Below are 22947 nucleotides of genomic sequence, written 5' to 3'. Positions count from 1 at the left end.
CAATTAATTATTCAGAGTTAATTTCAGATTGCGCGGTGTATCGGGGCCGTCAGGTCAGCCCTCAAACCCGTTTTCTCGATGCCCAGGCCAGCGACCCTGCCCGCCTACGTGGCGATTGCCCGCCAGCTGATTGCAAAGCCTTGTGCGTGACCCCATCTATTCACTTCATCCCATCAGGAGTAAGCCCTTGTCAGAACCCGGTGATAACCACCAGCGCGCCCTGGACCGTTTCTTGAATGAACACCCCCAGGTGGCGACGCAACTGGATACCCTCAACCCTCTGGCCGCCCAAGCCAAAGGCGAAACCCTCGCGCAGTATCGCGCCGAGCGCTTGCATGAAGCTTTCGAGGCCGAGGCTGAGCGCCAGAATCTGTTTGCCTGGGAGCTGACGCTCAAGTTGACGGCCGAGTCGGCTGAAACTTTTGAGGCTCAGCGCCTGGAAGTGCATAAAGAAGTCGCCCAGATGGCGGGGTTGGGGTGGGAAGAGTACTGCCGGCTGCATGAGTTGGCTGGGTAGGTCATGTGGGAGCTGGCTTGCCTGCGATGGCATCAACTCGGTGCACCTGACACACCGAGGTGTCTGCATCGCAGCGGTGCGACGATTCGACAAGCCAGCTCCCACAGAACAGCCGATACACAGCGTAGGCCAAATCGATACCTTGGCAGGCACCCATAGCTACCTGAACCAGCGCCATCGACAACGCGCCATAACCTCGCCCAACGCCTCCACGCTGATCGTTCGGCGCTCAGGATCCATCGCCAACGCCAAGCGCAAGGCTGGCCAACACGCTGCGGGCAGCTGCCGGGGGCGCTCCAGCCGCTCAGTGGCCCGACGCTCGCCCAAGCGTTTGCCATGGGCCAACTCATACACCACACACGCCACCGCATACAGATCAGCACTCGCCGTCAATGCACCGCCCGCCAACAACTCCGGCGCAGCATAAGCCGGTGTCCAGGCATTAAAACGATCACGACTCACACTCGCCAGCCCTGCCATCGCCTCCGCCGTCGCCTGCCCGAGGCCGAAATCGAACAAACGAATGCCCTCTTCACCCACCATGATATTCACCGGCTTCACATCCCCATGCAGCACACCTTGACGATGCACATACGCCACAGCATCCAGCAGCTGCACAGCCAGAGGCTGCAACTCACGCCACGGCAAGCCATCGGGACACTCCAGCAGCAGCCGGTCCAGGGTCATACCGTGCATTAACTCCATGCTGAAAAACGCGATCTGGCTGCTGATATCCACCTCAAACGCAAACATGCGTACCACGCGCTCATGCTGCAGGCTGCGGGTCAGGGCAAACTCGCTGTAGAGCAGCACATGTGCATCGGGCGCCAGGCGGAGATTCTCACCGAGCACCTTGATTGCCACGCTGGAACAGGGCTCGCCAAACTGCTCATGCAGCAGGTCGCGCGCCCGGTAGACCACACCCATGCCGCCCGAGCCCAACACGCGCTCCAGGTGATAACGCCCCGCCAGCAAGGTGGGCATGCCAGGTGCCGTGGTCATACGCGCACCACCACGGCCGTCAGGTCATCCCGCGCCGGCCCGCGTAGCGCCGCCGTGAACAGCCGCGCCACCACCTGTTGCGGCGTACCGCTGTCCATGGCGCAGCCCAGCTCGGCGTGCGTCATCGCCTGGTACATACCGTCACTGCACAGCACAAACACATCGCCTGGGTGCGCGCCCAACTCCAGCACCTCGAGTTTCAGCGGGTGCCGCGCGCCTACGGCGCGGGTCAATGCCCTGGCGTCGGGATGCGCCTGGGCCTGCGCCAGGCTCAATCGCTGCTCATCCATCAATTGGCGCAGCAGTGAGTGATCGCGCGACAGCTGATACAACCGCCCGCCTCGCCACAGGTAACAGCGGCTGTCCCCCGCCCAGATACACGCTGCGCGCCGGCCCTCCAGCAGCAGGACCACCACGGTACTGCCCATCCTGTCGTCGCGACCTGCGGCCGGCGGTGAGGTGTTATCCCCCCAACACTGATTGAGCCGTTGCAGGCATCGCCGCACCGCATCGATGCGCTGATCGAACGTACCGTGGACCGGCAACGCGGCAAGGCTGTCGACCACCCATTGGCTGGCCCTGTGTCCGGCCCGGTGGCCGCCCATACCGTCGGCAACCGCCCAGCAACCTTGTTGGGGGCAGTCGAGGAACGCATCTTCGTTGCGCTGCCTGGCCTTGCCACGTTGAGTACGTGCCGCGCTGTTTGCGGCGGCTTGCGGCGCGGTCACAGCCGCTCCGGCAAACGGAACGTGCGCCACGTGTCCATCTGAAACGGGCTGGGTGTGCGCTGGCTGACCAACAGGTAATTGGCACGCAAACCAGCGAGGTCGGACTTGAGTATTTGCGCATCGCGCCCACTGGCGGGCTCGCTGTACAGCAAGTCAAAAAACCGGAACAACGACCAGGCCCCGCTGTTCTTCTCGATGCCCAACGGCCGCTGTGCACCTCGTTCCAATACCAGGCTGCTGCGACCATTTTCCACCTCGCTGGGCCACTGGAACGTCACAGGCACAATCGGCCCATGACGGTACTCCAACTGCTGACCGCCAAAGCTCAACACCGCGCGGCTGACCGCCTGATCCAGGCTATAAGGTGCCAACGTAAATCGAACCGACAACTCGCCTGGGTCGCCACCAAAAAAACCACGGCGAATGGTCTGCGCTTTGCCGAGTTGTTCCAGCAGCGCGCGCGACATTGGCAGGCTCTGGCCTTCCAGGCCGCGCAAGCGATAACGCCCGCCGTCGGCGCTGATAAACGGGCGCAGGTAGGTTTCATGGAACCTTGCCAGCACGCCCTGGGGTTTAAAAAACTCCTCGAAGTCGCCCAGGGCCACGTCGCTGCTGGCATGGGCATTGAACGGGTAACGCTGGCGAATAGCCTTGGCATACAGGCTATACACCTCGCTCTGGTAGCGTTGGTTCACATGCGTATAGGCCTCATCGAACAAATGCCGCCAACTGTCGTCGGCAAGGCCCTCGACCCAACCTTTGAGCGGCAGCGGCAAACGTGCGGCAATATCGCGTAACTGTCCCAACCCAGGTTGTTGCCCTTCCATACGCCGTTTCACCATCTGGAAAGCCGCCTGCTCCGGTGACCCTTCGCGGTTCAGCGCTGCCATCTGCAGGTGCACAGCATCAAGCTGGCGCAACGCCTGGGTCAGTTGCTCACCCGGGTTTTGCTGCTCATCAAGCAGTTGATGCAAAGGCTCGAAACGGCGTTGCAAGGCGCGTCTTGCAGCGTCATCGCCTGTGGGCTTGGGCAAAACACCCGCGCGTACACGGGCAGCCATCGATTGAGCGATAGCCGCCACGTCACCGGCCTCGTGGGGCACCGCTGACATCGGGTCATCAGTGGATAGCAAACGGGTATTTTCACGCACCTGCTGTAACAACAACACCAGTGGTGATTGCGCCGAGGTGAGGCTCGCCAGTTGTTCGGCGTCCTGGCGCAGGTTTTCGGTTTCGCGTAATCGGATCTGGCCCAGGGCCTGGCTCCACGCATCGGCGTACTCGCTGAAATAGCGCTGTTCGAGCTCGACTATCAACCGGCGCAACTCCATCGCACTGAGGTCAGTCGCCTGCCCCAGCACCCAATTGTCCAGGACAATCGCGTTAACCAATCGCGGGCCTTGCTGGTCGAAATACTGCATATAGCGCTTGCTGTAAAACCCGGAAATCGGTTGGTCCAGCGCCATGAACACAGTGCCGTCGGTGAGACGGCTGGGCTCCAGCGTGTGCGATTGCTCGCGCAGCACGCGATATACCACGTCTGCCAGCGACTCTCCGCGCAGCACCTGGCGAGCCTGGGCGACCAGTTCATCATTGAGTGGCGCGGCAAAAGGTTGTTCAAGCAGCCGGCCGAAGTGCTCACTCAGGCGCGCCTGCGTCGAAGCCTCACCGGCATAGCGCTCGGACCACCGAGTCGCCACGCGCTCCGCCAGCCACCCGGCATCACGTCGCTCGCGCAGATTGAGCATCAGGTAGGCGCGCAGGTTATCCAGTAACCGTTCGCGATCCCCAAGGCTCGACCGCACCTGTTCTTCGAGCAGCGAAGCGACCTGGGCGACCATTTGCTGCAGGGCGTCGTTGTAGGCACTGACCAACGGTGGTCGGCTCACTTCACCCTGAAACAGTCCGGCTCTCTCCAGCACGCCGGCCTCTGACACCGGCGGAAACACCCGAGTGGCCGCCAGGCGATTGTCCAGCAATGTCAGTAACCCCAACGTATGGTCTGCATCGTCCGGGGCTGGCGTATTAACTTGACCTAACTGCGCCAACAGCTCCAGGCGTTGGTGGTTGATCCCATAGCTGTGCACCCAGAGCATGCCCGCCGCACCGATGACCAGTGCTACGGCGCTCGCCCATCCCGCCTGCCGCCAACGAATGCGTCGGTGCTCCTCGGCGTGCAGCCCCGCAAGATCGGCCTCGGCGAAAATCACCTGGTTGAAAAGACCTTGGACAAAGCGTTCGTGCCGCTCACCGGCACAGGTCAAATAGAAACCTCGCAACCCCTGGATGCGCTGATTGCGATGGGCGCAGAACGCAACTTCGATAAACAGGCATAAACGCTCACCGATGCGTGCCACCTGGGGCACAAAACCCAGCATCCAGCCACGGCGCTCGACATTGCGCTCCTGGTGCAGGCGCTGCACCAGTTCGCCACTCAGGCGCTGCAGCAACGTCTCGAACACCTGGCGCACCTGCGCCATAGGCACACCCGTGTGGCTGCCAGTGATCAGCTCACCGAATACGCCCTCTGCGGCGCTGTCGTGCGGCGTATCAAAAAACGCGGTAAAGCCTGGGATGTGGTCAGCGTGGGTCAGCACCAAATAAACCGGAATATCGATATGCAGCGTCTGCTGGATATCTTGTAACCTGGAATGCACATGCCGTGCATGGCGCTCCAGATCATGCTCATTGCTGCCCAACAGGGTGTCCACCGACAACGTCACCACCACGCCGTTGAGTGGACGTACTCGCCGCCTGGACTTGAGCAGCCCGAGTAATGTTGACCAACCTGCGGCATCGACCGCGCGGTCGGGCTGGTCCAGGTAGCGTCCGGCACTCTCCATCAGGACGCCCTGATCGGCGAAGAACCAGTCACAGTAGGCGCTGGCCCCTGATGATGCGGTTTGAAGATGATCCGGCGGGCGCTGCAAGCCATTCGCTGCCAGCAAAGCGCTCTTGCCGCTGCCTCGCTGTCCGATCAACAAGTACCAGGGCAGTTCGTTGCGTGAGCGCACGCTGCGCCCGAAATAGTGGCGAGATGTTTTCAAGGTGTGCAGCGCGTCCTTGAAACGGGCGCGTACCTGTTTGCGCTCATCCTCTACCAGCCCCGGATGCTGACGGTCGGCCCGGCTTTCGTCGGTTTTGGACCTTGCGCTGTGGCGTGCGCCCGCAATGACCATCGCCAGCCCCCATAGCAGAAACAGCCCGCTGATAGTCACGAGCCGAGCCGTAGCACCTTGCCAGAACCGGTGGTCATCCACCGCCAGCACAGGCCCGAAAAACCACACCAGGCACGCGCTGGAAAGTACCAGCAACAAGCTCCATACCCAAACGATGCGCAGCAGGTTGCCCGCGCCCTTGAAGAATGCGTTCATTCAATGTTCCCAGCGTTACAAGGGCGTCGGAGTCAGTTCCGGCGCCGAAGATTGAAAGGGTTGCAATGCATGGGCTCGCTCCTGCTCCAGTACCCAGGCAGTTGCCGAATACATCGCCAGCAAAGCGATCAAGCCCAACGCCACACACCAGGTTGCGGAGAGTGTGCGCAGCCGCTTGCGGCGTGCCGGCTCCGGCCGGGGAACAGAGGCGGACACAGACACCGGGTCGCCACGCACGTGTCTTATCTGGCGATACAAGGCGTCACGGACGCCCTCAAGCTCGGTCACGCCGCGCTCCATGACCCTGTATTTGCCTTCAAAACCCATCGACAGGCACAGGTACATCAGTTCCAGCATGGCCAAGTGCTTCACGGGGTCGCGAGACAGTCGCTCCAACAGCTGGAAAAACTTTTCGCCGCCAAAGGTTTCGTTGTGAAAACGGCTCAGCAGACTGATCTTCGACCAGTCGCTGCGACTTCCCCACGCCGTGGTGACTACCGCTTCATCAACGACGCTGCACAGCACATAGCGAGCAGCAATCACCTGAGCGCTTTCCATGCCTTCATGCTGGGCGCGGACCTCGAAGCGTGTGAGGCTTGCGGCCAGGCGCTCATTGAGCGTCTGCAGGTTTTCCCGACCGCTGCTGAGTTTAAGTTCAAGCACCTCGCACATCAGTTCCCAGGCCGCTGTCACCAGCGGGTTAAGGCCCACGTTGAAACGTTGAGCGCCCTGCACAGCGGCGGCGTAGACCATGCGGTCTTCCAGCTGTTCAAAACGCGGTGGCGAGGGAAAGTCCGTCACCGGGCGCTGTACCGGGCCGTGGCCGTTACGATCCAGCAACACGGTTTTTTCATCCAGCGGGTAATCACTGTCCATGTTCATGCTGTTCAATTCCTGATAGCCCAGAAGGTCAGTTCCAACTCGCTGAACTCGCCGCCGACATGGAACGCAAAACCACCCGATTGCTCCAACTGCGCGATATCCCGGGCACTGAGTTCGAGCATGAAATAGGTTTTACCGGCATGAAAAGGGATCTGGCGGGGCGCCACTGGCAGTGGTTTGACCTTGATGCCCGCCAGGTGCAGGTTGACCAGTTCGCGGATGCGCTCTACAGGACCGATCTTCAGATGGGCCGGCAAACGATGGCGCAGTTCTTCCGAGTCGCATTGAGCCGCGACTGCCAGGATGAATGTCGCGGTGCCCAGCAGCTTGAGATCGGCCACTGGGCAGACCATTACCCCATACTGGCGCTGTTGCAGTACCAGCTCCAGGGCATGCTGCTCAAAGACCATCGACAGCACTGTGCGCAACCCCGCCATCAACCCACGAAAACTCGCGCCCTGGTCGCCGTGGAGGTAGCGCACCTGCTGGGTGGCACGTTTGCTGTCGCTGGCAAACGTCGCCAGTTCGCCCAGTATCGACAGCATCTCGCGGAATAACGCCTCTGAACGCACTTGCGCCTGCACCAGATAATGGCGCAACACCGGCTCGGTCCGATTGATCAGTTGCAGCATCAAAAAGTCCGCAATCTGCGCACCCGCCGTGGCGCCATTGCCGCCCATCCGCTCAGCAATCGCATCCCCCCGGCTGGCGAGCAGGCTGATCACTTCTTTGAGGCAGGACGAAACAAACCCCGAGCCCTGCACATAAATAAATGTCGGGGCAAAATCAGGCTCCATACGCAGCCCCTCTTCAGCAGAGCATTCCAGCACCTGGGCAATCTTCAGCTTCACGTAGACCTCATCCCCCGGCTGCTCACCCAGCAACAGGCGCAAATCCGGCCGTGCGCAACTGATCTGGCAACGAGCGTCCCGGCCCGCATTGGAGTCCGCCACTTCAATGTCACAGGCGATGTAGCGCGCCAACACCTCCGGCGCCTCCTGCGTGCGGGTTTCAACCTGATTGCCGGTCGTCATCGGTAACGCCAGGTACACCGATTGCCTACCCGCGTTGGCCGGCACCTCCAGCACCAGTGGCGCCATGGCGGTGGTCAACTCGAAAAGACTGCCGTACGGCAAAACGCCACTGGCTTGATTGACCACCAGCTTGCCCAGGTTCAGGTATTGCAGGTCGATGTCCAGGCTCAGGAAACCCCAGGCATCACTGCCCAGCAAGCGAGTTCGGTTAAGCTGCTGATGGTAATAACGGTCGTTATGTTGCAGGTGCTGGGGGCGCAGCAACATCCCTTCCTGCCAGATGACTTTATGAGCCTGCATATCAGTTCTCCTCCAGGCTGGCGAGCGGGTCGCCAGCACGGATACCCGCCTGGTCAAGCACCAGGTGCGCTCTTGTGACTTGCTGTGGCGCCAGCGCCAGCACCCATCGCCATTGCACATGGGGTAAATCGCGGTACGCCGCAATGATGCCCACATAACGGCTTTGCGGTTCGCTCCTGAGTTTGAGGGCCACCTGCTCGCCGGGTCGCAGCTCCAGCTCCTCGCTGCTCACCCAGTCTTTGGGCAGCGCCTGCTCGGCATGCCCATACAGGGTAAAAAAATCTGCGTTTTCGAATGCCACTGGATGCTTGAGTTCAAACAGCTGCACCACCACCGGCGAGGGGCGCCCATGCAGGTCGGGGTTCACTTCGTCACTGGCGGCCAGCGTCAAGTCGAGCTTGGTCAATGTGGAAAACGGTGACAGGTTGCTGCAACCACCCAGCAGCACCAATACAACCAAAAGAGGCAGGGCGACACGGGTCATGGGCATCCTCCCGGAGGTGTGGCAAACAACGCCGAGGCCAGGCGTACCTGCTCCTCATAGGCCTTGGAAAAGTTGCCGCGCAACAGGTCCGTATTCGATGCATTTTCTTCGACCACTCTTTGATAGTGGCGCTGGTAGGCCCGCCAATGCGCCCTGTCGGCAAAGAACCTCGGCACCTTGTCATCGCGCTCAAAACTGGCCAGCAAGTGACCGGGGGCAAACGTCGCCAACGAGGTGCGCAGCGCCGTGCGACATGCAACGAGCAGCGCGACCTGATGCACTTGCATTTGCCGGTACACCTGCGTAATGGCCGCTTCGGCGCAGGGTTGCGCCAACTCGCCCGTGCCCAGCAACGACGCCAACGCAGAGTCAATGCACAGGCTGTCTTTCAACGCGTTCGGACGTTTGATCAAGGTGCTCGCGTCCAGGTCCAATTCGTTGTGCAGTTCGTCGTGAGTGCGCAGGTTCTGTTGCAACCCATCAATCGCGCGCCTGAGTAAACCCGCAACCTTAATCGCCAACGCCTCGCGGCCAGCGCAATCGAGCGCATGCGCACTGACGCCCAACGCTTTGGCGAACTGCGCCCAGAACACTTCGTAAGCCTCGGGCGCCTGCGAGTCAGGCAAGACAGGTTCGACCCTCTCTACCAAAACGTCTGCCTGTGCAGGTAAGGTCAGGTAGTCGCGCTCAACACCGTCACCAGACATCCAGGCACTCGGTGCCTCTTGCACGTCGTTCAAGGCGTCCAGTTCGCACGGCGTTGCGCCGTGCATCGACTGGCGATCCCATTCTTGAACGGGGTCCAGGCCCAGGTAAGCATCATCGGGTATCACCCCGCCCGCAGTGGATAGTGGCTGGCGATGCGACGCCACGCGCTCAATCAACCGCGCACGGATAGCAAATGGCCCCAACTGGAAAACATCACCCTCCACGATCAACCGCGCCTGCCCCTTTTGCAGCGACTTGCCACTGCTCACCGCACGGATACCGTTACTGCTGATATCCGTCAGGAAATAACGCGCGTCACGGTACGCGATCAACCCGTGGTGACTGGAAAGCAAGCGACTGGGGTCAGGAATACTCCAGTCGCAACCGGCTCCACGACCGACCACGCCGCCCACTCCATCGAACACCTTGCGCGGTGGCGGCTCATCGCCCCCGCCATCACACACTTCAAGCACTAATTGCATGAAAGGCTCCATTTCATTGGCCGCGACGGGTCGCTTGGGAGTCACCCAAAGGACGATAGTCAGCGTCATCAAACACATAATTGGCGCTGCAACCGCTCAGCAAACACAACACAAGCAGTACGGCTCGCCATGGACGATCAGGCATCGGGGTTCTCCCTGGTAGATAAAACAAGCGGGGCATCGCAGAGCCCATTAGCACGCCAGCGTGAATACACCATTCAGCATTCCCCTCGAGACGCGCCCATGGGGATATTCAAACGCGCAAGCCGGTACAGCAGCGTGCGACGCGCGACCCCAAGTTCACGCGCGGTGCGCGTTCGATTGCCACGGTTCTTGTGCAGGCAATCGATCAGAAAGACCCGTTCCACCCGCTCCAGGCGCTGACGCAGAGTCGCTTCGGCGGTCGTACCCGCGGGAGCCGACGACAGCGACAGGTGCTCAGGTAAAATCACCCCTTCATCACACAGCAGCACCGCCCGTTCCACCAGGCATTTGAGCTCACGCACATTGCCTGGGAAGGCGTGGCCGGAGAGCTGGTCAAGCGCGGCACTGGACCAACTGACCACCGGTTTTTCGAGTGCTGCGCAGACCTTTTCAGCAAAGTGCCGGGCAAGCTGCAGCACATCACCGTCACGCTCACGCAAGGCCGGTAATTGGATAGGGAACTGTGCCAATCGGTAATAGAGGTCCTCGCGAAAAGTCCCCTGGCTGACCATTGCCAGCAGGTCGCGATGGGTGGCGGCGATGATTCGCACGTCGACCTTGTGGGCGGTATTGGCGCCCAGGGGGCGCACCTCACCTTCTTGTAGAACTCTCAGCAGCTTTGCCTGCAGGGAGAGTGGCATATCGCCAATCTCATCCAGCAGCAGTGTGCCGCCATCAGCCGCGTCAAATAGCCCAGCATAGTTACGCTCCGCACCGGTAAACGCGCCTTTGCGGTAGCCGAACAGCTCACTCTCCAGCAAGCCCTCAGGGAAGGCTGCGCAGTTTTGCACGACAAACGCTCGCGTGCTGCGCGGGCCGGCGGCGTGAATCGCACGCGCCACCACCTCCTTGCCAGTGCCGGTTTCACCGTGCAACAGCACGGTAAAAGGCGCCTGCACAACCTTGCCGATGAGGTGACAGGTCGCTTCCATCGCGGTGCTGTTGCCGATCAAGCCATAGCCGCCTGTGACGGGCGCACAGCGCTGGGCAACAGCAGTGATGCGCCCAGGATGGGCAAGCCGGCGCAGAGTTAATTGGCCGAGGGCAAAGCTACCCAGTTGGCCCAACGACACGGCGTAGCCCTGTAATTGCGCCGGTCGCAGGCTGGCACAAAGCAGGACGCCGCACACCGCCTTGCTCCGGTTGAACAAGGGCAGGCATGTCAGCGCGTGCCAAGGCAACGTCGCTACGGGGAGAAAACCGCTGTCATAGGCGCTGTTGCACAGTTCATCAATGGTCAGCTCCCGCCCCTGGTTAAGGACGTAGTGCAATAACTGCTGGTGTTGAACCTCCACAGTTGCAGCCCGCTCGCCTGAGGGTTCCCCGTCAGGAAAGTATTGAGCGATCAGCCCCAACTGGCCGGTGGTTTCCTCCCGTGCATACAGTTGGCACAGGTCACACTCGCTCAACTGCGCGGCGGCCGTGACGCAAAGCTGCGCCAACGTCGATTCCTCACGCTCAAATCCCAGGCGGGTGAACCAGCCCAGCAGTTGGTCGGTGCAGGCCTGCGGACCAGGCAACGGCTTGAATGTGCTGTGCGTCATTGGCTGAACTCACACACAGGCACACCGCGGCCATCCAGCGTCGCGTGGGTGGCAGAGAGGGATTCGCCAACGGCCATCGCACTGAGCAGGCGATCAACGATCTGCGGCAGCAGGTGGGACTCGATCCACTGGTCGATATAACGCGCGCCACTGTCCTGGTGCATACAGCGTTCGACCATGTGCGTGACCAGTTCGGCGCTGTAGCTGAACACCAGTTCACGCGTGTGCAGCCGTTGGCCAAGGCGCGCAAGCTTGAGCCTTGCCACGTCCTGTAACCGTTCGCCTGCGAGCGGGTAATACGGCACGACACGCATTCGGGCAAGCAGAGCCGGCTTGAAGTGAGCGCGCAATACGGGGCGAATCACTTCCTCCAGCACCTCAGAATCAGGGCGCTGGCCATCGGCGCACAGTGCTGTGATGCAATCGCTGCCCAGGTTGGACGTCATCAGGATCAGCGTGTTACGGAAGTCGATTTCGCGACCTTCACCGTCATTGGCCAAGCCCTTGTCAAAGACCTGGTAGAACAGGTTCAGCACCTCTGGGTCGGCCTTCTCGACTTCATCGAGCAGCACCACTGAATAGGGGCGCTGGCGCACGGCCTCGGTCAGCACCCCGCCCTCGCCGTATCCAATGTAACCGGGAGGCGCTCCGATCAATCGGGACAGGGAGTGTTGCTCCTGGTATTCCGACATATTGAGCGTGATCACAAACCGCTCGCCGCCGTACAGCAAGTCCGCCAGCGCCAGCGCCGTCTCGGTCTTGCCGACCCCGCTTGGGCCGGCCAGCAAAAATACGCCTACTGGGGCCTCAGGATTATTAAGGCCTGCAGCCACCGCTCGCAGGTTGCGATCAAGCGCCTGCACCGCCGGTTCCTGCCCAATAATTCGCTCGCGCAGGGCATCGGCAAAACCCGGGATGCGCTCACTGTGCTCCAACGCCAGTTGCTCGACCGGAACACCGGTCCAGCCGCTGATGACCTGAGCGACCACCCGTGGGCAGACCTCGTGACTGGCTTGCTGCTGTTCACGCTGCATCCAGCCCTGCTCGGCTTGCTGGCGCTCAAGCTCGAGGGCGTCCAGACGCCGGACCAGTGTTTGCAACGCTGGCTGGTCAACTGACAAGCCTGCTTGAACATCGCGCTCAAGCGCCACGCGCTGCTGTGTGCCCTCGGCCAATTCAGCGCACAGCTGCTGCAACACCTCAGGCGCCGCCGTCAGGCTAATGCGCACTTGCGCACAGGCTGTATCCAGTACATCGACGGCCTTGTCCGGCAACTGGCGCCCCGCCAGGTAACGAGCGCTCAGTTGCGCTGCCGCCACCACCGCATCGTCGCGTACATAGACGCCATGGCTGGCTTCATACACCGGTACCAACCCGCGCAAAATGGAAACTGCCGCCGCCACACTCGGCTCGCCAACCTTCACCGGCTGGAAGCGCCGTGCCAGCGCAGGGTCTTTTTCGATGTATTTTTTGTACTCGGGCCAGGTCGTGGCTGCGATTGTGCGCAATTGACCGCGCGCCAGGGCGGGCTTGAGCAAATTGGCGGCATCGCCTCCACCCACCTGCCCGCCGGCACCCACCAGGGTATGTGCCTCATCAATAAACAGGATCACGGCCTGTGGTGAGGCGTTGACCTCGTCGATCACACCTTTGAGCCGCCGTTCGAACTCGCCCTTGATGCTGGCGCCGGCCTGCAACAAGCCCATATCCAAGGTCAGTATGCGTACTCCCTTGAGTGGCTCGGGCACCTGTGAGGCAACCACTCGCAAAGCGAGCCCTTCGACGATGGCGGTCTTACCCACGCCCGCGTCTCCCACCAGGATCGGGTTGTTCTTGCGCCGACGCACAAGGATATCGATCAATTGACGGATCTCTGCGTCGCGGCAAAGGACCGGGTCGATACGGCCTTCGCGGGCTTGATGCGTCAGGTCGTGGGTAAAGCGCTCCAGCAGCGACTCGCCTGGTCGCAAAGGACCAGTTCCAGATCCCTGGCTCAACAAAAAATCGAGCACCCGTTGCGCGTCCAAACGACTCAGCAATTGCTGATAACCACTGCCCGCGTGTTGCAGTGGATGGCGCAGAAGTGCCAGCAATAAAGCACCGGCATCGACTTCAACCTGCCCCAGTTCAAGGTGGCCAACCATTAATGCTTGTTGCAACCACTGCACGAGTGCCGGGGCAAACACCGGGCTGCGCGATGCACTGTGTTCACCTTTGAGCTGCAGCATGGCCTGAAGCTCGCCTGGAGCGATCTCGGCATCCGCCAGAGCCCTGGCCAAAGGACCATCATGGTGTTCCAGCAGTGTCAGCAGCAAGTCCTCAACCAACACTTCCTTGCCACCGCGCGTAACACATCGTTCAGCTGCCCGCGCCAAGTCAACGCGCGTTTGCGGGGTCAAGGTCCGGATCAGTTGTTGCAGGTCTACATTCATCATAATCATCAGTCCCTAATCAGAGTGGCTGGCCAGAGTGACCACACCGTCGGCACGCTCGTACCCCAACCAACTGGTCCAACCGAGACGACATACGTTGCGCTCGCCAATATGCAATGGCCGCACTTCACCCTCGGCCAGTACCAGGCGCACGTCATAGTCCAATGGCACCCGTAGCATCAGGCGAACCAGCGAGCACAACGGTTTGCACGCGCTGCCGGCGGGTAGAAACGTGTGAAAGCGCTGCCAGCTCAAGCCCTCGACATGCACCCTGAACTTGCCGCTGCGATCGGCAACCCGGTGCCCGAGCAGCAGGTCTTCGCCAAGCACGTTATTGGCCGTACCGAGTTGATTGCGTTGCTGTTGGGCGATGACCACCGTGCGTTCAACCCATTGTTCAATGAACAAACGACTGTGCTTGAAGTAATGGCGCAGCACCGTTTCGATCAAGGTTGCCGAATGCGCTCGCAGGCTCAGTAGCCCCAGGTACGGCAACAACCGCTTGCAGTCCAATTGCGCCGCGTCTCGAATCTGGCGGCTGCCCAGCCCGACCAGCGCAAACATCTGCGCGGAAAAAGCATCACTGGCGTCGGTGCGAAAACTCGCTCGATAGCGATACTTACGCCAGATCGGCAACATCAACCTCTGCAGGCGGTGGTGAAATACGTCGAGAAAGCCACGGCTGACGCTGCCACTCGCCTGCTCTTGATAAAACCCAGACAATGGCGAACCGGCGCCAAACAAGCCGAGCACGTTAAGACGCAGGCGCGCGCGTAACTGTCCGTGCTCGACAAAAAAAACCACCCGGTCAATGTCGTGCCCAGGGAAACCCAAGCTTGGGTTGGCCTGGAACTCGAGCAGGTCATATAACGCGTCGTCATCCAGTGAAGGATGGCTGTCGCGCAGGCGCTCAATCACCTGCAGTACCGCCTGGAATAACGAATACTCGCGAATTGTGCGTGCTAGAGCAGTCAAAGCAGGGCCTGCCGACCCATCCGGGGTGGCCATAGATACACGTCTCCTTGTGTGCTGGTGACCCGCAGTTCGTGATACGAATTGAGGCCGGCGTATAGGGCAAAAAACTCATTGAGTGCCGAGGCGAAGACAAACAGGTCGCCCTGGCCGGCAAAGCCGTTGACGTCAATACTCAAGTCGACCTGCAGGCCGCGTATCGGCAGCCCACGATGTATTCGATCAACGGCTTGATGACGGATGGACTTCAACGCATCCAGTCTTCGCTGGCTGACGTTGTGAGCCTGTCGATCGTGATAGCGCGGCAAGTCGTATGTCTGGAGGATGACTTTCAAGGCACGGGTATCGGTCAACGAGAGGTAGTTGAGCGACATGTTGCTGATCAGTTTCCAGAGGAAGTCCTGGTCCAAAGGCGGAGCAAAGCTTGCCGTCGGCGCACAGATATTGCGAAACGTCAGGAATTCCGGGGTTTGTTCACAGGGCTGATTGATCTCTCCCACCTGCAGCAGCCGTGGCAAGTTGTGGTTGGTGCAGGTCAATTCAATCGAAAGGGTTTCCTGCTCATTGCCTGGGCCAGTGCCAAAACTCAACCAGGTATCCAGTTCGGCACTTTGCACCGACGAGCGCTGACGAATGCTGTAGCTGGGCGTGCGCGCCGAAGTGGCATTGCCACTGCCATGCTCGAAGGATTCGAACGGCACATACGCCTGGTAGCCCAGCCCACCCGGGCGCCATCCGGTCACCTGGTCCACGGAAAAGACCGCGGCATTGCCCCGCGCTATGCCACCCGGCAGCAGCAGGTACTCATCCTGCTTGCCATCGAGGCGAATGGGCACCGCGTCGTGCTTGAACAGGTTGGCAATCGGCGTGCAATACAGCTTTACGTTGTCCAGAGTGGGGCGATGCGCCGCATGCGCGGGGTGGTTTAACTTGAAACGCAGCTCTATACATCTCGCCTGCTTGCGCAATTCATTTGGCAACGCCTCTAACGCATCCAGCCCCAGTACATCGACAAACAGATACTTGTCCGTAAACGCAAAATATTCCTGCAGATGGCGATAACCGCAAAAGGTGTTGGCGGGATAGGGAATCAGTGCATGCTCCTCATCGAACCCCACCGGTTTTACCTGGCTTGCAGCAAGCCGCAGCGACAACGGCTGGCCATCGCGATCCTTGATCACAACCCCTTCGTGGTCAAAGAGCCGCAATTCGATGCCTTCCAGATGACGCAACAAGCTCAGGTACAAGCCTTGGCTCACCTGTCGATCACCCGCCAGGTGCAAACGCAATTGATCGAACGCCAACTGGCTCAAATTGCCCTCGACGCTCATCTCCATATGCAGGTTGAGGAGCGTTTGTGCTCCCTGGGACACGTACTCCAGGCGACTCAGTTGCAACGCCAGCACCTGGGTGGCGTAGCAGGTACGAAAGCGGCAGCGCTCACCATTGACCAGCACGCTTTCAACCGGCGTGTCCCGTTCTACGCTCACCGTGGTGCACGCATGTTTCAACGGGTCAAATTGCAAGATACTGAACGCCGGCAGTGGCCGCATATAGTTGGGCCACAGCAGATGCATCAATGAGTGAGTCAGCTCTGGAAGCTCGTCGGCAAGCTTCTGGCGCAAGCGCCCGGTCAGAAAGGCGAAGCCTTCCAATAGACGCTCTACATCCGGGTCCTGGCCTGAGTCGGCGAGAAAAGGTGCCAAGGCTGGGTTGCGTTCAGCAAAACGCCGCCCAAGTTGGCGCAAGGCACTGAGCTCACTTTGGTAAAAGTGGTTAAAGGACATCAGGCAGTACCTCAACCCGACCACCACCGGCCAACTGCGCGTTAAAAACCACTGGTTGCATAACGCCGTCGATGAGCAGTGTTGCCTCAATCACAAACGCCAGGACCAAGGGGTTGCCGGTATCGGGTACGCCCCTGACACGCACATTCGAAAGACGTGGTTCGTAAACCTGGATGAAACGCTCAATCGACAGGCGCGACTGACTCAATGACTCATGCAGGCTCAAGCGCATGTCATTGAGGTCGGGCAGCCCATAGTCAGGCAGCGTCAAGACACTGCCTGCACGTGTGCCGAGCATGTTCTCCAAGTGCGCGGCAATCGACGCTACACTTCCGGCCCTGGCAGGTGCCAGGCCTTCGAGACGCTCAAAAAGGCTGCGATAGTCGGGTATCCCCTGCCCCTTTCTCATTCTTTGTCGAGTTTGCCGACGAGGGACAGGGTGAAGTCCGCGCCCATGTACTTGAAGTGCGGTCGCACACTGAGGTTAACGCGGTACCAGCCAGGTTCGCCCTCAACATCACTGACCACGATGCGGGCAGCCCGCAATGGGCGCCGCCCACGCACTTCGGCGCTGGGGTTTTCCTGGTCGGCAACGTATTGGCGGATCCATTTGTTGAGCTCCAGTTCCAGGTCGGTACGCTCCTTCCATGAACCCAACTGCTCACGCTGCAACACCTTGAGATAATGGGCCAGCCGGTTGACCACCATCATGTAGGGCAGCTGTGTCCCCAGGCGGTAGTTCAATTCCGCTTCCTTGCCCTCGGCACTGTTACCGAAATACTTGGGTTTTTGTACTGAACTGGCGGAAAAGAACGCCGCGTTATCACTGCCTTTGCGCATGGTCAGGGCAATAAAACCTTCCTGTGCGAGTTCGTACTCGCGACGGTCAGAGACCAGCACTTCGGTCGGGATCTTGGTTTCAATTTCACCCATGCTCTGGAAATGATGCAGGGGCAGGTCTTCCACTGTCCCACCGCTTTGCGGGCCGATAATGTTCGGGCACCAGCGAAACCGGGCAAAACTGTCCGTCAGCCGGGTGGCAAAGGCAAACGCGGTATTGCCCCACAAATAGTGTTCGTGGCTGTTGACCACGTTTTCCTGGTAGGCAAATGTCTTGACCGGGCACTCAAGGGGATCGTAAGGGGTACGCAACAGGAACCGCGGCACGGTCAGGCCAATGTAACGAGCGTCTTCGCTCTGACGAAAGCTTTGCCATTTGGCAAATTGCGGCCCCTCGAAATGATCCTTGAGGTCCTTCATGTCAGGCAGACCGGTAAAGCTTTCCAAACCGAAAAAGCTCGGCCCTGCGGCGGCAATAAACGGTGCATGGGCCATGCAGGCAACACTGGAAACGTATTGCATCAGCTTCACATCCGGCGCGCTGGGCCCAAGGAAGTAGTTGGCAATGATGGCGCCCACGGGCTGGCCGCCGAACTGACCATACTCGGCACTGTAGATATGCTTGTAGAGCCCGGACTGGGTGGTTTCCGGGGAGTCCTCGAAATCGTCCAGCAGGTCCTGTCGTGAGACGTTCAGCAGTTCGATCTTGATGTTCTCGCGAAAATTGGTGCGATCGACGAGCAGTTGCAACCCTCTCCACGAAGCTTCCAGTGCCTGGAAATCCGGGTGATGAAGAATTTCATCCATTTGCTCGCTGAGCTTCATGTCGATCTCGGCGATCATTCGATCGACCAGACGCTTCTTGACCGGCTCGCCGCTGTTGTGCGGTTTGACAAGCTCTTCGATAAACGCCGAGACACCGCGTTTGGCAATGCTGTAGGCCTCGTCATCCGCGCTCAGCAGTGTTTGGGCAATGATGGTATCGAGAATGCTGTGCTCGTCAGCCACTCGGGTGGGTAGCGGATGCTGTTGGGTGGTCATGGCGTCAGTGTCCTTTACTGAAAATGTCAGGCGGTGGGGTCACTCAACCCCAATTCGGTCAATACACGTGCGCGGGAGTCGTCATCCGCCAGCGCCTGTTCGATCGCCTTGCGAAAGCTCGGCGTGTTACCCAATGGCCCCTTGAGGGCCATCAGTGCTTCACGCAGCGCCATGAGTTTTTGCAGCTCCGGGATCTGCTCGACCAGGTTCGCCGGGGTAAAATCCTTCATCGAGTTGACCCGCACCTGGACCGACAGTGCTTCGATATCGGGCAGTTCCTGCAGGCGATTAGGCACACTTAGCGTCAACGCCAGTGCCTGTTTGGCCAGCACGTCATCAAAGGTGTTCTTGTCGATACCGATAGGCTTGCGGTCTTCGAGCTTGCGTGGGTCTTCGCGCTGGGCGAAGTCACCCAGCACCAGCAATTTCAGAGGTAGCTCAACCTCTTCCTGGGCGCCCCCGACGGCGGGCTTGAAGGTGATATTGATGCGTTCCTTGGGTGCTACCGAACCTTCTTTGGCCACGGTAAATCTCCTTTTTTCGAGGGGGTTCAAAAGCCTATTCAAGTACCGCTTCAACATCGAAGTGGCAGAGCCTTCGGTGGGTAGTTTCCTTACGCTCGCGTATGGCCTGGCTTTGCGGCAAAAGCTCGCAACAGCGATACAAAAGCTGCGCAACCTGCAGTGCCAGTTCCGGCTCCCAGCGATCCAGACCGGCGCGCTGAAGCTCGTGGTCCAAGTCTTCGAGCTGCACCTTCGCCAGCGCTTGCTTGCCTGCCGATACGCACAACCGCGCCAGTGCCAGACGCCAATGAAAACGCGCGCGCTCGCTGCGTGCGGTGTGCATGCCCTGCTTGAGTTCGTGTATTGCCTCCTTGAGCCCGTCCTTACGCAACCTGGGCATGACCTCTTGCAAGGCCGCTTCCCAGGGTTCGGCGTTGGCATCCACAACCACGCCGGACGGCGCAGGCGGCTGCAAGTGTCGAGCGACCTGAAGCGTGATCCAGTCCCGGGTAGCGGTATCGGCAAACGGCGCACCGTCGTGAAATTTGAATTCGGGCAGGTCTGGCAAACGTTTCAATAACAGCGCGAAGCTGACTTCCAGTTCGGTCATGGCCAGATCGGCCTGCAAGGCGTCAAGGCATTCCCAGACCATGCGCAAGCCGTCAAACCAGAACAACGCACCCGCCAGGCTGGCCTCAAGTTCAAGCAACAGGTCGCCGTAATGCCCTTGGGCAAAACGCTCCCGGTAGCGCTTGAGCTTGTCGGGCGTCGGGCCACGAAGCACCGTGAGCCGGTCACTGTCAGCGTCCGGGTAGCTGTTGAGTGCCAGCCAGGTCAGTGTCCGGTTAAGCCGCAAGGCGCGCAGGTCGGTCGCATCCTGGCGCAGCCACCAGTTGCACAAGTGCCGGCCATGTTCCTGTAAGGCGCGCAGTGATTTGTGGGCTTCTTTTTCACTGGCTATCGTCTGGTTACCCGTTTTGTCGTGACCCGTTGCCGACTCGGGGATCAGCAGCCGCGTCGTCGCCTGCTTGACCTGAGCAGTCACAAGCGCCGAACCGGCTTCTGACAGCTCCACTTCTACGGCCTGCTCCAAGCGCTGCGTCAATTGCCTGCGCAGCGGCAATAACGTCGGTGCCTCATCACTCAAATGCGCAGACCAAAGCTCATCGAGGTGCGTCAGGTGCTCAAGCATGCAGCGAAACAATGGCTGCTGGTCCTTGAGCGAAAAGCTTTGTGCAAATACCTGCTCCAGGCGTAGCGCCAACCAGCCCAGTGCTGCGCCACGGGTGCGTAATTTTGCCGGATAGACAACCGCCCAATGGTGCTCGCATAAATGACGTATCAACCCGAGGCCCGCCACCAGCCCCGGCAAGGATTCACGCTGGTACAACGCCCAAGTCAACCAGGCCGCCACCCGCAGATCCTTGGTGTGCTGACGCAGCAGGCACTCGCTGATGTGCATGGCCTCCTGCCAGTCCGGCTGGGTGCTGACATGTATCGATTGCACTTTGCCAAGCTCGGACTCCAAGGCCTCATATTCACTTGAAAAGCGCATATCGCTGCCTGCAAAGTTACCCTGTGAACAGGGCGCCAAGGCAAGTTCAAGATAATAGCCACACAAAGCGCCTGAATAATCCATTTTGGACCGCACACCATTTAAAACAATTAAATTCTGCACACCTGAAGCACACTCAGGCGCAAAAGACACGATTATAAAAACCTCGCCACTCTCTCCACGAAGTTCGCAAACACTAGCCGGACAAATAACATCCGGCAAGTGTCAAATCGGCACTTAAGGATTTTCCTACAACCCCCTAAATCATTGGCGTACGCACCATTTTGCGCAGCAAAACCAGCGCGCGATGCTCAATTAACCATCTCCTCCAATAAGCACACGAAAAAACTAGACGAGCAAATTAATGCACACTTCTGCGCAACCAATTTCATTTAAATCGGATTAAAACATCCACCTTCTTAATGAAATCAAGCTCAATAACAAGCAACCCCCTGCTTTTACTGGGATTGTTAATTTCAGGCACGCTTCTTGTTATAGGAACTTGCCCAGCCGGCACAACTGCCGCTGGGCACTACTTCAACCATCAGGCAAGGAAACCCGTCATGCCAACACCCGCATACCTTTCGATCACCGGTGTCAAACAAGGACTGATTACGGCAGGCACGTTTACCCAGGACTCGGTAGGCAACATTTATCAGGAGGGCCACGAAGACCAGATCCTGGTCCAGGCTTTTTCGCATCAAGTGATCATTCCCCGTGACCCGCAATCCGGTCAGCCAACCGGCCAAAGGGTTCACAAACCGCTGATGATCAGCAAGGTCTTCGATAAATCATCGCCCCTGCTGTTCAGCGCGCTGACCAGTGGCGAAGAAGTCAAATGCCAACTGCAATGGTTCCGCACCTCCTCGGCCGGCACCCAGGAGCACTATTTCACCATCGAGCTTGAGGGTGCGACCATCGTGGACATCCAGTCACGCATGCCCAACTGCCAGGCACCGGAAAACGCGCACTTCACGCATTTGGAAGATGTGCATTTCACCTATCGCAAGATCATCTGGACGCACGAAGTGGCGGGTAATTCCGGCTCGGACGACTGGCGTAGCCCGGTCGCCGGCTAACCCTGGGTGACGCAGAAACGCCGGCCATGGACGGCAGCGTTTCTGCACGCTTGCTACACCATTGACAGTGGATGCTTGCGCTTGGGTGCACCGAACACGCGGTCGATCGCATCCAGATCGTGCTCATCCAGCACCAGTTTCGCGGCACTTGCGTTTAGCCGCACATGCTCGGGGCTCACCGCCTTGGGAATGGCAATCACACCCTCCTGACGCAGTACCCAGGCCAGGGCGATCTGTGCGGGTGTGGCCTCATGTCGGTGGGCAATTTGCTTGAGCGTCGGGCTGGACAGCAGTTCGCCGCCCTGGGCGATTGGGCAGTACGCCATCAGTGGCAAATGGTGCTGTTGCCACCATGGCAACAGGTCGAACTCGATACCCCGCTCTTCGATGTTGTAGAGCACCTGGTTGGTGGCACACGCGGGGGATGCAAGTTCCTGCAGGTCGGCGACGTCGAAGTTGGAAACACCCCAACGACCGATCTTGCCTGCCTCGCGCAGACGTTCGAACGCTTCGACGGATTCTTCGAGCGGGTACTGGCCGCGCCAGTGCAACAGGTACAGGTCGATATAATCAGTGCCCAGCCGCTGAAGGCTGGCGTCACAGGCACGCGGCACGCCCTTGTGGCTGGCATTGTGAGGGTAGATTTTACTGACCAGGAACACCTGGTCGCGCTTGCCACGAATGGCCTCGCCTACCACCTTTTCGGCGCCACCTTCGCCGTACATTTCAGCGGTGTCGATCAGGCTCATGCCCTCGTCGATACCCAATTGCAACGCGGCGACTTCAGCTTTGCGTAGGTCCGGGTTTTCACCCATACGCCAGGTACCTTGGCCGATGACAGGCACGGGAACACCGGCCAGATCAATGGTGCGCATAACAACCTCCTGATGAGTTGGCGAATTAACAGTGTGGCACTGACCGGACAAAAGGGTTCAATCGAAGTATGGTTAGCCTTTACCCAATCACCAGGCAGGACCTGTAATGCTGTTTGTTGTCATGCTCGGGGGCAAGCACCCAAGGGCCAAAATCGAAGTTCACGATGTGGTGTTCGCAGTGGCGGACACGCTGCAAGCCACCTACCCGCAATTGCGCGACGGCTGGTTCGGCAGCCCCAAGGGCATGCATATCGACGCCTGGATGGCCGTCGATGGCGTAGACGGCTGGAAAGTCGAACTCAGCCAAATGGCGCCGCCTGCCGGTGCCCATCACCTGTACTTCATCAACCTGGGTGGTTATGAAGCCAAGGTGTTCGGCGAGGCCCACCATTACTTACTGGTGGTGGCTCGCGACAAACAGGAAGCCAAGCGCAAAGGCCAGCAGCAGCTATTGCAGCACTGGTCGCAGGCCCATACCGATGGCGTGATGGATATTGACGACTGCCTGCCTATCGATCTGGTGGACGGTCGCTATGTTCACCTGGTGCCAGGCGCGCACCAGCCGATCATCCAACAGAACGACTACATCACCCTGCCCTGAGCC

Annotated in this window: 20 protein-coding genes; 3 read left to right on the top strand and 17 right to left on the bottom strand. The window is 59.5% G+C overall.

The genetic code is table 11. The features are described 5' to 3' along the window. Nucleotides 1-187 precede the first annotated feature (187 nt). Nucleotides 188-517, top strand: a complete 330-nt coding sequence (locus HU759_RS13725; protein WP_169987799.1) for a DUF6388 family protein — start codon at nucleotides 188-190, stop codon at nucleotides 515-517. A gap of 159 nt (nucleotides 518-676) precedes the next feature. On the opposite strand, the gene HU759_RS13720 is transcribed toward HU759_RS13725, so the two are convergent. The 16 genes from HU759_RS13720 to tssA all read right to left on the bottom strand — a co-directional run bounded on the left by HU759_RS13720 (nucleotide 677) and on the right by tssA (nucleotide 20473). Then, nucleotides 677-1519, bottom strand: a complete 843-nt coding sequence (locus HU759_RS13720; protein ID WP_099547829.1) for a serine/threonine-protein kinase — start codon at nucleotides 1517-1519, stop codon at nucleotides 677-679. Then, a complete protein-coding gene (locus HU759_RS13715) occupies nucleotides 1516-2247 on the bottom strand; it encodes a PP2C family serine/threonine-protein phosphatase (RefSeq protein ID WP_170040051.1) in 732 nt (243 codons plus the stop codon). Before HU759_RS13715 ends, HU759_RS13720 begins: the two co-directional genes overlap by 4 nt. Beyond that, entirely contained in the window at nucleotides 2244-5621 is a 3378-nt protein-coding gene (gene tssM, locus HU759_RS13710) for a type VI secretion system membrane subunit TssM (protein WP_170040052.1), read from the bottom strand. The genes HU759_RS13715 and tssM overlap by 4 nt, the downstream gene beginning before the upstream one ends. Nucleotides 5622-5636: 15 nt before the next feature. Continuing rightward, complete coding sequence (gene icmH, locus HU759_RS13705) at nucleotides 5637-6503, bottom strand: type IVB secretion system protein IcmH/DotU (RefSeq protein WP_138450039.1); 867 nt, start codon at nucleotides 6501-6503, stop codon at nucleotides 5637-5639. Between the two features lie 5 nt (nucleotides 6504-6508). Then, complete coding sequence (tssK, locus tag HU759_RS13700; RefSeq protein ID WP_186618219.1) at nucleotides 6509-7837, bottom strand: type VI secretion system baseplate subunit TssK; 1329 nt, start codon at nucleotides 7835-7837, stop codon at nucleotides 6509-6511. A 1-nt stretch (nucleotide 7838) separates the two neighbouring features. Next, on the bottom strand, nucleotides 7839-8321 hold the full coding sequence (tssJ, locus tag HU759_RS13695) for a type VI secretion system lipoprotein TssJ (protein WP_017136823.1): 483 nt from the start codon (nucleotides 8319-8321) through the stop codon (nucleotides 7839-7841). Next, nucleotides 8318-9511, bottom strand: a complete 1194-nt coding sequence (tagH, locus tag HU759_RS13690; protein ID WP_186618220.1) for a type VI secretion system-associated FHA domain protein TagH — start codon at nucleotides 9509-9511, stop codon at nucleotides 8318-8320. The genes tssJ and tagH overlap by 4 nt, the downstream gene beginning before the upstream one ends. A 13-nt stretch (nucleotides 9512-9524) precedes the next feature. Continuing rightward, nucleotides 9525-9656 carry a hypothetical protein gene (locus tag HU759_RS29855; protein ID WP_026013686.1) on the bottom strand — a complete coding sequence of 44 codons (132 nt, stop codon included), beginning with the start codon at nucleotides 9654-9656 and terminating at the stop codon, nucleotides 9525-9527. Nucleotides 9657-9729: 73 nt separating this feature from the next. Then, nucleotides 9730-11259 carry a sigma 54-interacting transcriptional regulator gene (locus HU759_RS13685; RefSeq protein ID WP_186618222.1) on the bottom strand — a complete coding sequence of 510 codons (1530 nt, stop codon included), beginning with the start codon at nucleotides 11257-11259 and terminating at the stop codon, nucleotides 9730-9732. Continuing rightward, entirely contained in the window at nucleotides 11256-13700 is a 2445-nt protein-coding gene (locus tag HU759_RS13680; protein WP_225933050.1) for an AAA family ATPase, read from the bottom strand. The genes HU759_RS13685 and HU759_RS13680 overlap by 4 nt, the downstream gene beginning before the upstream one ends. Nucleotides 13701-13706: 6 nt before the next feature. Further along, entirely contained in the window at nucleotides 13707-14699 is a 993-nt protein-coding gene (gene tssG / locus HU759_RS13675) for a type VI secretion system baseplate subunit TssG (protein ID WP_186618226.1), read from the bottom strand. Then, nucleotides 14663-16450, bottom strand: coding sequence for a type VI secretion system baseplate subunit TssF (tssF, locus tag HU759_RS13670; RefSeq protein WP_099547822.1), 1788 nt, complete (start codon nucleotides 16448-16450; stop codon nucleotides 14663-14665). Before tssF ends, tssG begins: the two co-directional genes overlap by 37 nt. Beyond that, entirely contained in the window at nucleotides 16440-16841 is a 402-nt protein-coding gene (gene tssE, locus HU759_RS13665) for a type VI secretion system baseplate subunit TssE (RefSeq protein ID WP_176991933.1), read from the bottom strand. Before tssE ends, tssF begins: the two co-directional genes overlap by 11 nt. A gap of 14 nt (nucleotides 16842-16855) precedes the next feature. Beyond that, complete coding sequence (gene tssC / locus HU759_RS13660) at nucleotides 16856-18331, bottom strand: type VI secretion system contractile sheath large subunit (protein ID WP_176991900.1); 1476 nt, start codon at nucleotides 18329-18331, stop codon at nucleotides 16856-16858. A gap of 26 nt (nucleotides 18332-18357) precedes the next feature. Continuing rightward, nucleotides 18358-18855, bottom strand: a complete 498-nt coding sequence (gene tssB, locus HU759_RS13655; protein ID WP_099547820.1) for a type VI secretion system contractile sheath small subunit — start codon at nucleotides 18853-18855, stop codon at nucleotides 18358-18360. A 34-nt stretch (nucleotides 18856-18889) separates the two neighbouring features. After that, nucleotides 18890-20473, bottom strand: coding sequence for a type VI secretion system protein TssA (gene tssA, locus HU759_RS13650; protein WP_186618251.1), 1584 nt, complete (start codon nucleotides 20471-20473; stop codon nucleotides 18890-18892). 479 nt (nucleotides 20474-20952) lie between these two features. On the opposite strand from tssA, the gene HU759_RS13645 reads away from it, so the two are divergent. Beyond that, nucleotides 20953-21468, top strand: a complete 516-nt coding sequence (locus HU759_RS13645) for an Hcp family type VI secretion system effector (protein WP_186618228.1) — start codon at nucleotides 20953-20955, stop codon at nucleotides 21466-21468. 53 nt (nucleotides 21469-21521) lie between these two features. Here HU759_RS13645 and HU759_RS13640 read toward each other — a convergent pair whose 3' ends face one another. Next, nucleotides 21522-22343 (bottom strand): aldo/keto reductase, encoded by an 822-nt coding sequence (locus HU759_RS13640; RefSeq protein ID WP_186618230.1) that lies wholly within the window; start codon nucleotides 22341-22343, stop codon nucleotides 21522-21524. 106 nt (nucleotides 22344-22449) lie between these two features. On the opposite strand from HU759_RS13640, the gene HU759_RS13635 reads away from it, so the two are divergent. Beyond that, nucleotides 22450-22944, top strand: coding sequence for a DUF1543 domain-containing protein (locus HU759_RS13635; RefSeq protein WP_017136835.1), 495 nt, complete (start codon nucleotides 22450-22452; stop codon nucleotides 22942-22944). Nucleotides 22945-22947 lie beyond the last annotated feature (3 nt).

This window comes from Pseudomonas sp. OE 28.3, assembly GCF_014268205.2.
GTDB lineage: Bacteria > Pseudomonadota > Gammaproteobacteria > Pseudomonadales > Pseudomonadaceae > Aquipseudomonas > Aquipseudomonas edaphica.
This window is presented reverse-complemented; position numbering and strand designations above follow the sequence as displayed.

Coding starts and splice junctions, on each gene's coding strand:
- HU759_RS13680 (WP_225933050.1), bottom strand. CDS start 13,700: ATGATTATGATGAATGTAGACCTGCAACAACTGATCCGGACCTTGACC.
- HU759_RS13685 (WP_186618222.1), bottom strand. CDS start 11,259: ATGACGCACAGCACATTCAAGCCGTTGCCTGGTCCGCAGGCCTGCACC.
- icmH (WP_138450039.1), bottom strand. CDS start 6,503: ATGAACATGGACAGTGATTACCCGCTGGATGAAAAAACCGTGTTGCTG.
- tssF (WP_099547822.1), bottom strand. CDS start 16,450: ATGTCCTTTAACCACTTTTACCAAAGTGAGCTCAGTGCCTTGCGCCAA.
- tagH (WP_186618220.1), bottom strand. CDS start 9,511: ATGCAATTAGTGCTTGAAGTGTGTGATGGCGGGGGCGATGAGCCGCCA.
- HU759_RS13635 (WP_017136835.1), top strand. CDS start 22,450: ATGCTGTTTGTTGTCATGCTCGGGGGCAAGCACCCAAGGGCCAAAATC.
- HU759_RS13720 (WP_099547829.1), bottom strand. CDS start 1,519: ATGACCACGGCACCTGGCATGCCCACCTTGCTGGCGGGGCGTTATCAC.
- tssJ (WP_017136823.1), bottom strand. CDS start 8,321: ATGACCCGTGTCGCCCTGCCTCTTTTGGTTGTATTGGTGCTGCTGGGT.
- HU759_RS29855 (WP_026013686.1), bottom strand. CDS start 9,656: ATGCCTGATCGTCCATGGCGAGCCGTACTGCTTGTGTTGTGTTTGCTG.
- tssM (WP_170040052.1), bottom strand. CDS start 5,621: ATGAACGCATTCTTCAAGGGCGCGGGCAACCTGCTGCGCATCGTTTGG.
- HU759_RS13645 (WP_186618228.1), top strand. CDS start 20,953: ATGCCAACACCCGCATACCTTTCGATCACCGGTGTCAAACAAGGACTG.
- tssA (WP_186618251.1), bottom strand. CDS start 20,473: ATGGATTATTCAGGCGCTTTGTGTGGCTATTATCTTGAACTTGCCTTG.
- tssG (WP_186618226.1), bottom strand. CDS start 14,699: ATGGCCACCCCGGATGGGTCGGCAGGCCCTGCTTTGACTGCTCTAGCA.
- tssC (WP_176991900.1), bottom strand. CDS start 18,331: ATGACCACCCAACAGCATCCGCTACCCACCCGAGTGGCTGACGAGCAC.
- HU759_RS13640 (WP_186618230.1), bottom strand. CDS start 22,343: ATGCGCACCATTGATCTGGCCGGTGTTCCCGTGCCTGTCATCGGCCAA.
- tssK (WP_186618219.1), bottom strand. CDS start 7,837: ATGCAGGCTCATAAAGTCATCTGGCAGGAAGGGATGTTGCTGCGCCCC.